General features: G+C 68.7%; 10 protein-coding genes and 1 pseudogene. 7 read left to right on the top strand and 4 right to left on the bottom strand.

Annotated elements, in window-relative coordinates; genetic code table 11:
• Positions 1-89 precede the first annotated feature (89 nt).
• The 6 genes from acnA to DKM19_RS32890 all read left to right on the top strand — a co-directional run bounded on the left by acnA (position 90) and on the right by DKM19_RS32890 (position 8,594).
• Positions 90-2,885, top strand: a complete 2,796-nt coding sequence (gene acnA, locus DKM19_RS32915) for an aconitate hydratase AcnA (protein ID WP_110701110.1) — start codon at positions 90-92, stop codon at positions 2,883-2,885.
• 261 nt (positions 2,886-3,146) lie between these two features.
• Positions 3,147-3,842, top strand: coding sequence for a sulfite exporter TauE/SafE family protein (locus tag DKM19_RS32910; RefSeq protein WP_239514499.1), 696 nt, complete (start codon positions 3,147-3,149; stop codon positions 3,840-3,842).
• Between the two features lie 198 nt (positions 3,843-4,040).
• A complete protein-coding gene (locus DKM19_RS32905; RefSeq protein ID WP_110701108.1) occupies positions 4,041-5,168 on the top strand; it encodes a sugar ABC transporter substrate-binding protein in 1,128 nt (375 codons plus the stop codon).
• Positions 5,169-5,347: 179 nt separating this feature from the next.
• Complete coding sequence (locus DKM19_RS32900; RefSeq protein WP_089206353.1) at positions 5,348-6,112, top strand: ATP-binding cassette domain-containing protein; 765 nt, start codon at positions 5,348-5,350, stop codon at positions 6,110-6,112.
• Complete coding sequence (locus DKM19_RS32895; RefSeq protein ID WP_110701106.1) at positions 6,109-7,356, top strand: sugar ABC transporter permease; 1,248 nt, start codon at positions 6,109-6,111, stop codon at positions 7,354-7,356. Before DKM19_RS32900 ends, DKM19_RS32895 begins: the two co-directional genes overlap by 4 nt.
• A gap of 35 nt (positions 7,357-7,391) precedes the next feature.
• Complete coding sequence (locus DKM19_RS32890; protein ID WP_110701104.1) at positions 7,392-8,594, top strand: ROK family transcriptional regulator; 1,203 nt, start codon at positions 7,392-7,394, stop codon at positions 8,592-8,594.
• A 161-nt stretch (positions 8,595-8,755) separates the two neighbouring features.
• Here the strand turns inward: DKM19_RS32890 and DKM19_RS32885 are convergent, their stop codons facing one another.
• From DKM19_RS32885 to DKM19_RS32875, 3 genes are all read right to left on the bottom strand, one after another.
• Positions 8,756-9,355, bottom strand: coding sequence for a hypothetical protein (locus DKM19_RS32885; RefSeq protein ID WP_162641955.1), 600 nt, complete (start codon positions 9,353-9,355; stop codon positions 8,756-8,758).
• 271 nt (positions 9,356-9,626) lie between these two features.
• On the bottom strand, positions 9,627-10,409 hold the full coding sequence (locus tag DKM19_RS32880; RefSeq protein WP_110701100.1) for a neutral zinc metallopeptidase: 783 nt from the start codon (positions 10,407-10,409) through the stop codon (positions 9,627-9,629).
• A 92-nt stretch (positions 10,410-10,501) separates the two neighbouring features.
• A complete protein-coding gene (locus DKM19_RS32875; protein ID WP_162641953.1) occupies positions 10,502-11,422 on the bottom strand; it encodes a neutral zinc metallopeptidase in 921 nt (306 codons plus the stop codon).
• A 119-nt stretch (positions 11,423-11,541) separates the two neighbouring features.
• Between DKM19_RS32875 and dxs the strand changes: the two are divergent.
• A pseudogene (gene dxs, locus DKM19_RS32870) lies at positions 11,542-13,368 on the top strand (1-deoxy-D-xylulose-5-phosphate synthase); the annotation flags it as partial.
• A gap of 49 nt (positions 13,369-13,417) precedes the next feature.
• Here the strand turns inward: dxs and DKM19_RS32865 are convergent.
• On the bottom strand, positions 13,418-14,068 hold the full coding sequence (locus tag DKM19_RS32865; RefSeq protein WP_162641952.1) for a DedA family protein: 651 nt from the start codon (positions 14,066-14,068) through the stop codon (positions 13,418-13,420).
• Positions 14,069-14,166 lie beyond the last annotated feature (98 nt).

Here is a 14,166-nt window from a genome sequence, read left to right as displayed (position 1 = left end):
CAGACTCGGGCACTCCGACGGTGCGGCAGGATTCAACTGCGCCTTCAGTACCGGCGCGCCAGACACCAGGGTGATGAGGGAGGCGAACCGTGTCCGCGAACAGTTTTGGCAGCCGTGACACGCTCCGCGTCGGTGACGCGGGATACGAGATCTACCGGCTGGACGCCGTCGAGGGGTCGGGACGCCTCCCGTACAGCCTGAAGATCCTTCTTGAGAATCTGCTCCGCACCGAGGACGGCGCGAACGTCACCGCCGACCACGTCCGGGCCCTCAGTCAGTGGGATCCCGCGGCCACGCCGAGCGTGGAGATCCAGTTCACGCCGGCCCGCGTGATCATGCAGGACTTCACCGGGGTTCCCTGCGTGGTGGACCTGGCGACCATGCGCGAGGCCGTCCGCGACCTCGGCGGCGACCCCGCCAAGATCAACCCGCTCGCGCCGGCCGAGATGGTCATCGACCACTCGGTCATCGTCGACTTCTTCGGCGGGCAGGACTCCTTCCAGCGCAACGTCGACAAGGAGTACGAGCGCAACCGCGAGCGCTACCAGTTCCTGCGCTGGGGCCAGACCGCCTTCGACGAGTTCAAGGTCGTCCCGCCGGGCACCGGCATCGTGCACCAGGTGAACATCGAGCACCTGGCCCGCGTCGTCATGACGCGCGGCGTCGGCAAGGACGGTGAGGCGGTGCTGACCGCCTACCCCGACACCTGCGTCGGCACCGACTCCCACACCACCATGGAGAACGGCATCGGCGTTCTCGGCTGGGGCGTCGGCGGCATCGAGGCCGAGGCCGCGATGCTGGGCCAGCCGATCTCCATGCTGATCCCGCGCGTGGTCGGCTTCAAGCTGACCGGCAGGCTCCCCGCGGGGGCCACCGCCACCGACCTGGTGCTCACGATCACCGAGATGATGCGCAAGCACGGCGTCGTCGGCAAGTTCGTGGAGTTCTACGGCGACGGCGTGGCCAGCGTGCCGCTGGCCAACCGGGCCACGATCGGCAACATGAGCCCCGAGTTCGGCTCGACCTGTGCGATCTTCCCGATCGACGGTCAGACGATCGATTACCTCACGCTGACCGGCCGCCCCGCGGAGCAGGTCGCCCTGGTCGAGGCCTACGCCAAGACCCAGGGGCTCTGGCTGGACCCGGCGAGCGAGGAGCCGGTCTTCTCCGAATACATCGAGCTGGACCTGAGCACGGTCGTCCCGTCGATCGCCGGTCCCAAGCGCCCGCAGGACCGCATCGCGCTGTCGGACGCCAAGAGCGCCTGGCGCGCGGCCGTCAAGGACTACGCCCCGAGCGTCCAGGGCCCGGTGGACGAGGCCTCCGAGGAGTCCTTCCCGGCCTCCGACTCCCCGTCGATCTCGCACGGCGGCAACGGCGACGAGCCGCACGCCCCCGGCCTCAACGGCGACCGGCCGCGCAACCCGGTCCAGGTCACCCTGGCCGACGGCACGAGCTTCGAGATCGACCACGGCGTGGTGACCATCGCGGCCATCACCAGCTGCACGAACACCTCCAACCCGTTTGTCATGATGGGCGCCGCGCTGCTCGCCAGGAACGCGGTGGACAAGGGCCTGACCCGCAAGCCGTGGGTCAAGACCTCCCTCGCCCCCGGCTCGCAGGTCGTCACCGGCTACTTCGAGCGCTCCGGCCTCCAGCCGTATCTCGACAAGATCGGCTTCAACCTGGTCGGCTACGGCTGCACCACCTGCATCGGCAACTCTGGTCCGCTGCAGGAAGAGATCTCCACGGCCATCCAGGCCAATGATCTCGCGGTCACCGCCGTGCTGTCGGGCAACCGCAACTTCGAGGGCCGGATCAACCCCGAAGTCAAGATGAACTACCTTGCCTCGCCGCCGCTGGTCGTCGCCTACGCCCTCGCGGGCACCATGGACCTCGACCTGAACAACGAGCCGCTGGGCGTGGGCTCGGACGGCAAACCGGTGTTCCTCGCCGACATCTGGCCGTCGCAGGAGGAGATCGCGGAGGTCGTGGCCTCCTCGATCGACCGCGAGATGTTCCTGCACGACTACGCCGACGTGTTCGAGGGCGACGAGACCTGGCGCTCACTGCCGATCCCGACCGGCAACATCTTCGAGTGGGACCCGACCTCGACCTACGTCCGCAAGCCTCCCTACTTCGACGGCATGCCCGCCTCCCCGGAGCCGGTGACCGACATCTCCGGCGCCCGGGTGCTGGCCAAGCTGGGCGACTCGGTCACCACCGACCACATCTCCCCGGCGGGCTCCATCAAGTCCGGGACCCCGGCCGCGCAGTACCTGCGCGAGAACGGCGTCGAGCTCAAGGACTTCAACTCCTACGGCTCCCGCCGCGGCAACCACGAAGTGATGATCCGCGGCACCTTCGCCAACATCCGGCTGAGGAACCTGCTGCTCGACGGCGTGGAGGGCGGCTACACCCGTGACTTCACCCTCGACGGCGGCCCGCAGTCCTTCATCTACGACGCCTCCGCCAACTACCAGGCCGCGGGCATCCCGCTCGTCGTCCTGGCGGGCAAGGAGTACGGCTCCGGCTCTTCGCGCGACTGGGCCGCCAAGGGCACCGCGCTGCTCGGCGTCCGCGCCGTCATCGCCGAGTCCTACGAGCGCATCCACCGCTCCAACCTGATCGGCATGGGCGTGCTGCCGCTGCAGTTCCCCGAGGGCCAGACGGCGCAGTCGCTGGGCCTGACCGGTGAGGAGACCTTCGACGTCATCGGGGTCGAGGAGCTCAACAGGGGCGGCACCCCGCAGACCGTGACGGTCAGGGCGGGCGACAAGGAATTCCAGGCTGTCGTGCGCATCGACACCCCCGGAGAGGCGGACTACTACCGCCACGGGGGCATCATGCAGTACGTCCTGCGCTCCCTGCTCGCCAAGAGCTGAGCAGGGGGGCGGGGCCGTACGCAAGCCTCCGCCCGCATCGGGGGAACAACCCGAAAACCAGAACCGCCCGGAGGGACACCATCCCTCCGGGCGGTTCTGCGTTTCGGACGGAGTCCCCGCCGCACCGGTGGTCCGGAGAGCACCGGAGTCCCGCCGCACCGGTGGTCCGGCGAGCCGAGGGGGAAACGCCCACCTGCCCGGTGGGGATGATCGAGCTCTATGGTCTTCGTCATGAATGACGAGGTATTTACCTTTATTTTGGTGGGTTTGTCGGTTTTTGTTGGAGCCATCGCGCAGGGGGCGATCGGCTTCGGCATGGGACTGGTGGCCGCGCCGGTGATCACGATGCTGAACCCCTCGGTCATGCCCGGGGCGATCCAGGTCGTGAACTTCACGCTGCCCCTGTTCACGCTGGCGGCCGAGTGGCGCAGGGTCGACTGGCGCGGGCTGGGCTTCGCGGTCCTGGGCAGGATTCCGGGCAGTTTCCTCGGCGGCCTGGTCGTCGTCTACGTCTCCACCCGGGCCCTGGGCGTCCTCGTCGGGGCGATGGTGCTGATCGCGGTCGGCCTCACCGCCTGGGCGGTGGCCGTGCCGCGTAACGGATGGACTCTCACGGGAGCGGGTTTCGTCTCGGGGATCACCGGTACGGCGACCGGGATCGGAGGGCCGCCGATGGGGCTGGTCTACCAGAACGCCAAGGGGCCGCAGATCAGGGCCACACTCGCGATGTTCTTTCTCCTCAGCGCGGCCCAGTCGCTGGGCATTCTCGCGCTCCTCGGCAAGCTCCCCGCGCAGGCGCTGACCTCCGGGGCGCTGCTGATCCCGTTTCTTGTCGTGGGTTTTCTGGCGTCCGGGCCGTTGCGGCGCTTTCTGGACGGCGGGCGGGTCAGAGGCGCGATTCTCGTGCTGGCCGGGGTATCCGCTCTGTCGTTGATCGCACAGAGCACCTGGGGTTAAGAGTGCGTTTCTGGATTGTTACCGGCCACAACAAACTTTACCTGCAGGGGGTCTGGTGTTCCAGGCCAACGGCGGAATACGTTGCCGCAAACAACATTCAACGGAACGGTGAGCCGAGACCCGGAGCGCCGTCCCCGTGAATTCGGCATGCCGCACTCCCAGACCCCCCACCTTTTTCGAAGAAAGGACCCGTGCATCATGCGCAAGGGGATCCTCAGCCTGACCACCGCCGCCGCGGTAATGACCCTCGGCCTCACTGCCTGCGGAAGCGATGGTGCCACCACCGCTGCCCCGAGCGACGCAGCGTCCTCCGGAAGCGCGTCCGCCCCCGCCGCCGTCGCCGGTAAGGTCGGTGTCATCCTGCCGGACAGCAAGTCCTCCGCCCGCTGGGAGACCGCGGACCGCAAGTATCTGGAGGAGGCCTTCAAGGCCGCGGGCGTCGCCTACGACATCCAGAACGCACAGGGTGACAAGACCCAGTTCCAGACCATCGCCGACCAGATGATCACCAACGGCGCAACGGTCCTGATGATCGTCAACCTGGACAGCGGCACCGGCAAGGCTGTGCTCGACAAGGCCAAGGCCCAGGGTGTGGCGACCATCGACTACGACCGCCTGACCCTGAACGGCGGCGCCTCCTACTACGTCAGCTTCGACAACACCAAGGTCGGCACCCTGCAGGGTGAGGGCCTGGTCAAGTGCCTGACGGACAAGAAGGCCGACAAGCCGATCATCGCCGAGCTCAACGGCTCGCCCACCGACAACAACGCCACGCTGTTCAAGAACGGCTACGACGGTGTGCTCAAGCCCAAGTACGACGCCAAGGAGTATGTCGCGGGCCCGGACCAGTCGGTTCCGGACTGGGACAACGCGCAGGCGGGCACGATCTTCGAGCAGATGCTCACCGAGCAGCCGAAGATCGCCGGTGTTCTCGCCGCCAACGACGGCCTGGGCAACGCCGCCATCGCGGTGCTGAAGAAGAACAGCCTCAACGGCAAGGTCCCGGTCACCGGCCAGGACGCCACCGTGCAGGGACTGCAGAACATCCTCGCCGGCGACCAGTGCATGACGGTCTACAAGGCGATCAAGAAGGAGGCCGACGCGGCGTCCGCGCTCGCCATCGGCCTGGCCAAGGGTGAGAAGCCCACGGCGCCCGCCACGGTCAAGGACACCGAGAGCGGCGCCGACGTGCCCGCCGTCCTCCTCGACCCGCAGCCCATCTTCTTCGACAGCGTGAAGGACGTCGTCGCGGATGGCTTCGTGACCAAGGACGAGCTGTGCACCGGCGAGTTCGCCGCCAAGTGCACCGAGGCCGGAATCCAGTAACGCGCTGAGGGGGGCACGGCCGGCGACCTTCCGCCGGCCGTGCCCCCCGCGCCCGGGTGCGGCCACCTGTGCCCCGAGGGACGAGGAAATGCGCGTCACGAGCACTTCCGAGCCACGAGGGAAGGCACAGGCCTCAGGCGCCCGGCCTCGCTACGGGAAATGAACACAGGGAGCACCTAATGACCCCCGTACTGGAACTTCGTGGGATCGACAAGAGTTTCGGTCCCGTACAGGTCCTGCACGACGTCGACTTCTCCGTCCATCTCGGAGAGGTGACCGCGCTGGTCGGAGACAACGGCGCCGGCAAGTCCACCCTCGTCAAGTGCGTCGGCGGGATCTACCCGATCGACTCCGGCGACTACCTGTTCGACGGCAAGGCCGTCCAGGTCCACAGCCCTCGCGACGCCGGCGCCCTGGGCATCGAGATCGTCTACCAGGATCTCGCGCTCTGCGACAACCTCGACATCGTCCAGAACATGTTCCTCGGCCGCGAGCAGAAGCGCGGCCTCGTCCTCGACGAGGACACGATGGAGGAGATGGCGGCCAGGACGCTGGAGAGCCTGTCGGTCAGGACCGTCAAGTCCATCCGCCAGCTCGTCGCCAGTCTCTCCGGCGGGCAGCGGCAGACCGTGGCCATCGCCAAGGCCGTGCTCTGGAACGGCAAGGTCGTCATCCTCGACGAGCCGACCGCCGCACTGGGTGTCGCACAGACGGCGCAGGTGCTGGAGCTGGTCCGCCGCCTCGCCGACCAGGGACTGGCCGTCGTCCTGATCTCGCACAACATGAACGACGTGTTCGCCGTGTCCGACCGGATCGCCACCCTCTATCTCGGCCGGATGGCGGCCCAGGTGAAGACCTCGGACGTCACCCACGCGCAGGTCGTCGAACTGATCACCTCTGGCCGCAGCGGGGACCTCGGCCTCACCAACGGAGTCACCGTATGACCGCCACGATTTCCCCGAAGCGTACGCACGAGTCACCCTCGATCAGGACCAACGTCCGCGGCTACGCCGAGCGGGTCCGCGGCGGCGACATGGGTGCGCTGCCCGCCGTGTTCGGCATCGTCGTGCTCTGTACGATCTTCGCCATCCTGCGTCCCGCCTTCCTGACCAACGGCAACTTCGCGAACCTGTTCACCCAGGGCGCCGCGGTCACCGTGATCGCCATGGGCCTGGTCTTCGTGCTGCTCCTCGGCGAGATCGACCTGTCGGCGGGCTTCGCCAGCGGTGTCTGCGCCGCGGTGCTCGCGATCATGCTCAGCAGCTATGGACTGCCCTGGTACGTCGCGGTGGGCGCGGCCATCCTCACCGGAGTGGTGATCGGCACCACGCTCGGCTCCATCGTCGCGAAGCTCGGCATCCCGTCCTTCGTGGTGACGCTCGCCGCCTTCCTGGCCTTCCAGGGACTCGTCCTGCTGCTGGTCCAGGGCGGCACCATCATCGCCATCCGCGACGAGACGATCCTCGCCATCGCCAACAAGAACCTCCCGCCCACGCTGGGCTGGATCCTGCTGGCCGTCGGGGTCGCCGCCTACGCGGGGCTCCAGCTTCTGCGCGCCCGCAAGCGCGCGGCCCGGAGCCTGACCTTCGACCCGATCTCGCTGATCGCGATCCGGGTGGCCGCCCTCGCCCTGCTCGGCGGGCTCGCGGTCTACTTCCTCAACCTGGAACGCAGCCGCAACGCGGCGGTCGTCTCGCTCGCGGGCGTGCCGATCGTGGTGCCCATCATCGTGGTGCTGCTGGTGGTCCTGACGTTCGTGCTGCGCCGTACCGCGTTCGGACGCCACCTCTACGCGGTCGGCGGCAACGCCGAGGCCGCGCGCCGGGCGGGCATCAACGTCGACCGGATGAAGATCAGCGCCTTCGTGATCTGCTCCTCCATGGCCGCCGTCGGCGGCATCATGGCCGCCTCCCGGGCCAGCTCCGTCGACCCCAACACCGGTGGCAGCAACGTGCTGCTCTACGCGGTCGGCGCCGCCGTCATCGGCGGTACGAGCCTGTTCGGCGGCAAGGGCCGGGTGCTGGACGCCGTCCTCGGCGGCGCCGTGGTCGCGATCATTGAGAACGGCATGGGCCTGATGGGTTACAGCGCCGGCATCAAGTTCATGGTCACCGGATCGGTTCTGCTGCTGGCCGCCATGGTGGACGCGCTGTCCCGCAAGCGGGCGGCCGCCACTGGTCTAAGGTGATCAGCGACCTCGATCCACCGAAGGAATCCCACGCGATGCGGGCAGGCCCCTCCCAAGAGGAGATCCGGCGCCACAATCTTGGTGCTCTGCTCCGTCACGTCCATCTGAGCGGACCGACCTCGCGCGCGGAACTCACCAGCCGGATGGGGCTCAACCGCAGTACGATCATGGCCCTCACGGCGGACCTGACCGCCGCGGGCCTGGTCAGGGAGGAGCTCCCCAGGGAGACGGGCAGGGCAGGGCGCCCGTCCCTGGTGGTGCGGCCGGAGTCGGCGCGGGTCTACGTGTTCGCCCTGGACGTGGGCGTCGACCGGCTGGTCGCCGCCCGGGTCGGCCTGGGCGGCACGATCCTGGACCGGCGGGAGACCGTACGGCGACGCGGCGCCTTCTCCCTGGACGAGATCGTCGGGCCGCTGGCCGCCTTCGCGCGGCAGATGCACCGCAAGACCCGGGCCGACACGGTGTGCGTCGGGGTGGCGGCCGCCTTTTCCGGGGGAGTGGCCCGCGGCGACGGCGTCGTCAGGTTCGGGCCGAACATGGGCGCGGTGGACGTGCCCTTCGCCGATGAGATGGCCCGCAGACTGGCGTTCGGCCTGCCGGTCATGGTGGGCAACGACGCCAATCTCGCCGCCCTCGCCGAGCACACCCGCGGGGTCGGCGTCGGCTGCCGCGATCTCGTCTACCTCCACGGCGACGTCGGCATCGGCGGCGGCGTGATCGTCAACGGCCAGTTGCTCGGCGGCCACGGGGGTTTCGGCGGTGAGGTCGGGCACATGGTCGTCAACCCCAAGGGCCGTTCGTGCGGGTGCGGTTCGCTCGGCTGTCTGGAGGCCGAAGTGGGGGAGCGGGCGCTGCTGGAGTCGGCCGGCCTCTTCGGCTCCGGCGTCGGCAGGGACGCGGTCCGCGCCGTGGTCGACGCCGCCGACCGCGGCGACATCGGCGCCCAGGCGGCCCTGAGCCGCGTCGGCGACTGGCTCGGTCTGGGCGTCGCCAACCTGGTCAACATCTTCAACCCCGAGATGGTCGTGTTCGGGGGCATGCTCCGCGAGATCTATCTCGGCTCCGCCGCCCAGGTCCGCAGCCGCCTCGCCGTCGACGCCCTCCCCACCTGCCGCGACGACCTGCGCCTGCGCACCTCGGCCCTCGGCGATGACGCCACCCTGGTCGGCGCCGCCGAACTGGCCTTCGCCCAGGTGCTCGCCGACCCCATCGAAGTCCTCGCCCGCGCAGGCTCCTGATCCTCCCGCCGGGCGGCTCTCGCCCGCCGACCTCGTCCGGCCGGATCCGGTGGCCTCGCCGTTCTCATACCTCGGTACGGGACCGTCCTCGTGCGCGGCCCCCGTGCCTGCCGCCGACCGGCGGCACCCCGGGTCTCCGAGGCGCCGCCGGCCGTCGCGCATTACCTGATCAGGCCGGCGACCAGGTTGCGCAGCTCGATGTGCCCGGCCTTGACCTCGGCCACGTCGCCCTCGACCCGCTTCATCGAGACCTCCAGGTTTCCGACGGAGCGCCTGATCGTGCCGATTTCCTCCCGGATCTCGGCCTGACCGACCCGGAGCTCTTCCTGGCCTGCCCTGAGCTCGTTCGTGGTCGCCCTGAGCTCGTTCGTGGTGGCACGGAGCTCGTTGGTGGATTTACGGAGCTCTTCCTGACCCACTCTGAGCTCGTTCGTGGTCGTGCGGAGCTCGTTGGTGGATTTACGGAGCTCTTCCTGACCCACTCTGAGCTCGTTCGTGGTCGTGCGGAGCTCGTTGGTGGATTTACGGAGCTCTTCCTGACCCCCTCTGAGCTCGTTCGTGGTCGTGCGGAGCTCGTTGGTGGATTTACGGAGCTCTTCCTGACCCCCTCTGAGCTCATTTGTGGTCGTGCGGAGCTCGTCCGTGATCGTACGGAGATCACTGAGGACGACCATGATCGCCGCCGAGGTGGCCCGATGTTCCCTGGATTCCTCGCGGAGCGTGACGATCTCGCCTTCCACGACCTTTACCCGCGTTTCCACGTTCGCGTCCAATGTCGTCTCTCCTCGCAGTCGAACAGTAGGGGGAGCCAGAGCCGGCGGGTACGTGACCGTGGAGGGCGCTCAGGTGGCAGCACCAGACTACGCACGGTCACGAACGGATCGCCACTCGTGATCGGGTTCGGAGTGGCGTCCGTGAGCCGGCCCGGGGTGGCGGCGGTTCCACCGGGTGGGAAAAATAACCACCCGTCGCGCATAAACGGCGACGGGTGGTCTGTCCGGCGAGTGATGGTCAGGCGAGCGTGGGCTGTGGTCAGGCGACCTTGGACTTGGGAGCGGAGAAGGTGTTGCAGGCGCCGGGGCTCTCCTGCTCGAAGCCGCGGGTCAGCCAGTAGGCGATGTTCTGGGCCTTGCCGTGGCTGGCCGTGCTGTAGGCGTAGCTCAGGACATAGGTGAAGTCCGAGGGGCGGCGGTTCAGGGACCGCCAGACGCTGCCGGTGAAGGCGCCGCTCAGGCACTCGGCCTGGAGCTCGGCCTTGCGGATCTCGGCGAGGAACTCCTTGTCGGTTCTGTACTTCCGGGAGAGGTACGTCCGCATGATCCCGGTGAGTTGCTGCACGTGGTGGCCGTATTCGTGGGCCATCGTCTGGAACAGGAACAGCTCGTTCGCCTGGGAGAGGATCCCCGGGTCGAGCAGGAAGGTGATCTTGTTGTTGCGCGAGCAGTAGAGCGCCTGGGCGCCCTTGGGGAACGGGCCGCAGCCCGTGGGGAAGCCGAGGCGGGAGGTCGTCTCGAACCTGGGCTTGGTGAAGGGCAGCTTGGCCTTGGTGAGCTGCTGCCGCCAGCTGTCGTTGAGGCAGTCCAGGACGAACTCGAGATAGACCCGCGCGGATTCGCGGTCGCCGGGGCTGAGTGACTCCTCCTGCTGGCACGTCCCGGGGTCGAGCTTCCCGGTCTTGTAGATCGGGTTGTGAATCAGGGCCGCGGTGCCGGTGGGCACCGGCCCGTTCTGCTCGGTGATGCCCGCGCTCGCCGTACCGGTGAACAACACGCTCGCCAGCACGCCGCACAGCAGCGCAATGATGGGGGGACGCATGATCAAACCCTATGGGAGCCCATAAGCCGGGGTAAAGCGGAAATAAGCCGTGCGGGCGGGGGCCACGCCGACCGGGTGATCAGGGGGGGCTGTCAGCTGACACTGCGCGCGGAGGCGAGCCCGGTGTTGCACGAGGCGGGGGAGCCGGACGCGAAACCGCGTTCCATCCAGTAGGCCTGGTTGCGGCCCTTGCCGTGGTCGTTGCGCGGCCAGGTCTTGTCGCCGTTGGCGGAGATCCACTGGACCATGGCGTCCCAGTGCTGCCGCGTGACCGACAGGCTGCCGGCGGCCTCGCGGAGGAAGGCGGAGGCCAGGCAGTCGGCCTGGAGCTCGAGGCGCCGGGAGAGGGCGAGCCTGGCGGACGGCTTGGCGTGCCAGGAGCTCTGGCCGTAGTAGGGCAGGATGCCGGCGAGTTGCTGTACGTGGTGAGCGTACTCATGTGCCATGAATTGGGCGTGGTTGGGGCCGTACGCGTCCTTCAAGATCTTGCGGGTCACTCCGATGTATATGGTGCGGTTGACGGAGCAGTAATAACCACCCGCTCCGGTGGGCCAGCGGCCGCAGGGGCTGCTTACCTGGGAGGTCACGAAGCGGAGCTTCGGCGGGGAGAAGGGGAGCCGGGCCTTCTTGAACTGGGCTTTCCAGGCCAGGTTCAGGCACCGGTTCACGCCGGTCATGAAAAACCGGTAGGAAGCCGCGCTCCCCGGCTGGATCTGTCCGGCCCGGCATCTGACCTTGGGCATCGCGCCGACCCGGTAGAGGGGACTCGCGGTCGCGGCGGCGCGACCGCTCGGTGCCGCCCGCTCCTTGGCGAGGGGGACCTTGGCCGCGGAAGGGGCCTTGGCGGGGGGTGGGACCGCCCTGGAGGCGGGCGGGGCCGCCTCGGCGGAGGGTGGGGCGCCGGAGGGGGTGGAGGACGGAGTGGCGATGATGACGATTCCCGCGCCCGCCACCAGGAAGACTAGAGAGGCGAGGAGCAGTGACGATGGTCGCCTGGGGGGGAGGGTGTCCATTGTGAGGAAAAGGCTAGGGCAAGTGTGGATAAAGCGCGCAGGATCTCACCTCTTGGAGGCAGCGCCCTCCGCGCGAACTACACTCGTTTCGACGATGACTGGACAGAGGGGATGATTCCGTGAGCGAGCGGACCGGGCAGCCTGGAAGTCTTCTGGAGTCGGTCAAGGGACCACGGGACCTAAAACTCCTGTCCGCCGACGAGCTGCCACAGCTCGCCGTGGAGATCCGGGACCTGCTGATCAGCTCCACGGCCCGCGCCGGCGGCCATCTGGGGCCCAATCTCGGGGTGGTCGAGCTGACGATCGCGCTCCACCGGGTCTTCGACTCGCCGCACGACCGCATCCTGTGGGACACCGGCCACCAGGCCTACGTCCACAAGATGCTCACGGGTCGCGCCGGGCAGTTCGACACGCTCCGCCAGGAGGGCGGACTGTCGGGCTACCCGAGTCAGTCCGAGTCCGAGCACGACGTCATCGAGAACTCCCACGCCTCCACCGCGCTGTCGTACGCCGACGGCCTGGCCAAGGCCTACAAGGTGCGCGGCGAGTCCGACCGCACGGTCGTCGCGGTGATCGGCGACGGAGCGCTCACCGGCGGCATGGCCTGGGAGGCGCTCAACAACATCGCGGCGCACAAGGATCTGCCGCTGATCATCGTGGTCAACGACAACGGCCGCTCCTACTCGCCGACCATCGGCGGGCTCGCGTCGCACCTGGCCTCGCTGCGCACCACCGAGCGCTACGAGAACATGCTCGACTTCGTCAAGGGCAACCTGACCAAGGTCCCGGTGCTCGGCCCTCCGGTCTACGACGCCCTGCACGGCGTGAAGAAGGGCATCAAGGACGTCCTGGCCCCGCAGGTCATGTTCGAGGACCTCGGCCTGAAATACATCGGGCTGGTCGACGGCCACGACGAGCAGGCCGTGGAGACCGCGCTGCGCAAGGCCCGCGGGTTCCGCCGCCCGGTCATCGTGCACGTGCTCACCAAGAAGGGCGCCGGCTACTCGCCCGCCGAGAACCACGACGAGGACTGTTTCCACTCGCCCGGGGTCTTCGACCCGCTGACCGGCGAGGAGAAGCCCAAGCCGCACGGCTGGACCAACGTCTTCAGCCAGGAGATCGTACGGCTGGGCGCCGAGCGGCAGGACATCGTGGCGATCACCGCGGCGATGCTCGGCCCGACCGGCCTGATCCCGTTCTCCCAGGCCTATCCCGACCGCCTCTACGACGTCGGCATCGCCGAGCAGCACGCTCTGACCAGCGCCGCCGGACTGGCGCTCGGCGGGCTCCACCCGGTGGTCGCCCTCTACGCCACCTTCCTCAACCGGGCCTTCGACCAGCTCCTGATGGACGTCGCCCTGCACAGGCTGCCGGTCACGGTCGTGCTCGACCGTGCCGGCGTCACCGGCGACGACGGCGCCAGCCACAACGGCATGTGGGACCTGTCGATCCTGCAGGTCGTCCCCGGCCTGTCCATCGCGGTTCCGCGCGACGAGCCGCGTCTGCGCGAGCTGCTGGCCGAGGCCGTGGAGGTCGACGACGGCCCCACCGTCGTCCGCTACCCCAAGGGGCCGGTGGCCGCCGAGATCGAGGCGGCCGGCCGGCTCGGCGAGATGGACGTGCTGCGCGCGGGCGACCTCGACGTGCCGTCCGACGTGCTCATCGTGTCCGTCGGCCCGATGGCCGAGCTGTGCCTGGAGGCCGCCGCCCTGCTCGACGCCCAGGGGATCTCGGCCACCGTGGTGGACCCGCGCTGGGTCAAGCCTCTGGACGAGGCGTTGGTGCCGGCCGCCCGCGCGCACAAGCTGGTCGTGGTGGTCGAGGACAACGGCCGGGTGGGCGGCGTCGGCGACGCGGTCGCCCGGACGCTGCGCGACGCCGACGTGGATGTTCCGGTCCGCACCTACGGCATCCCGCAGCGCTTCCTGGATCACGCCAAGCGGGCGAAGATCCTCAACGAGATCGGGCTGACCTCGCAGGACATCGCCCGCGAGATCACTGAAGCGGTTGCGAAGCGGTCTCCGGAGTTCGAGAACCAGCCGGCTCGCTGATCTCCGTTCTCCTGTCCGCGCGGGCCCGTCGGCTGATCACGATGAGGCCCGCGACCACGACGGCGACGCATCCGGCGACCGGCACCATCAGGTGCTCGTTGTTCCGGACGAACTCGCCGGCGACGGAGCCCAGCACCAGATAGGCGCTCACCCAGACCGTGCTGCCGGCCAGGGCCCAGCGGATGAAGCGGCCGTACGACATGCCGAGGGTCCCGGCGAGGATCGGGGTCAGCGCGTTGACCACGGGCAGGAAATAGGCGGCGGCGAGGGCGGGGCCGCTGCCCTCGCCCGTGGCCAGTCGCTCGGCGCGGGCCCACCGGTGTTCGCCGATCCACCGCCCGGCTCTGCTGTGGCGGACGCGCGAACCGTACCGCCGGCCGATCAGCCAGCCGCCGGTGGCGCCGAGGTGGCACCCGGCCACCCCGGCGACCGCCGCGAGCGCGACCTCGGAGGGGCCGGTCAGCGCGGTTCCCGCCACAATGATCGCCGCGTCTCCGGGGAGCACGACTCCGATCAGCAGCGAACCGTCCAGCGCCAGCACCGCCAGCAGCACCGCGCCGACCAGATATGGGTCTAACTGTCCGAGAGTTTCCATGAGCATGGCTCAAGGGTGTCGTCCTGAAACCCCGGAGACATCCGGACTTTCCCCCGAAGAACCCCGAGTTTGCCGTTCGTCGGTTGACTGGGTGGGCA

Origin of the sequence: Streptosporangium sp. 'caverna' (assembly GCF_003203775.1) — a bacterium.
In the GTDB taxonomy this organism is placed as follows: Bacteria; Actinomycetota; Actinomycetes; order Streptosporangiales; family Streptosporangiaceae; genus Streptosporangium; species Streptosporangium subroseum.
This window is presented reverse-complemented; position numbering and strand designations above follow the sequence as displayed.

Bases quoted from the DNA above. Each gene is read 5' to 3' on its own strand.
- DKM19_RS32900 (WP_089206353.1), top strand. From the start codon at position 5,348: ATGACCCCCGTACTGGAACTTCGTGGGATCGACAAGAGTTTCGGTCCC.
- DKM19_RS32890 (WP_110701104.1), top strand. From the start codon at position 7,392: ATGCGGGCAGGCCCCTCCCAAGAGGAGATCCGGCGCCACAATCTTGGT.
- DKM19_RS32895 (WP_110701106.1), top strand. From the start codon at position 6,109: ATGACCGCCACGATTTCCCCGAAGCGTACGCACGAGTCACCCTCGATC.
- DKM19_RS32905 (WP_110701108.1), top strand. From the start codon at position 4,041: ATGCGCAAGGGGATCCTCAGCCTGACCACCGCCGCCGCGGTAATGACC.
- DKM19_RS32865 (WP_162641952.1), bottom strand. From the start codon at position 14,068: ATGGAAACTCTCGGACAGTTAGACCCATATCTGGTCGGCGCGGTGCTG.
- DKM19_RS32880 (WP_110701100.1), bottom strand. From the start codon at position 10,409: ATGCGTCCCCCCATCATTGCGCTGCTGTGCGGCGTGCTGGCGAGCGTG.
- DKM19_RS32875 (WP_162641953.1), bottom strand. From the start codon at position 11,422: ATGGACACCCTCCCCCCCAGGCGACCATCGTCACTGCTCCTCGCCTCT.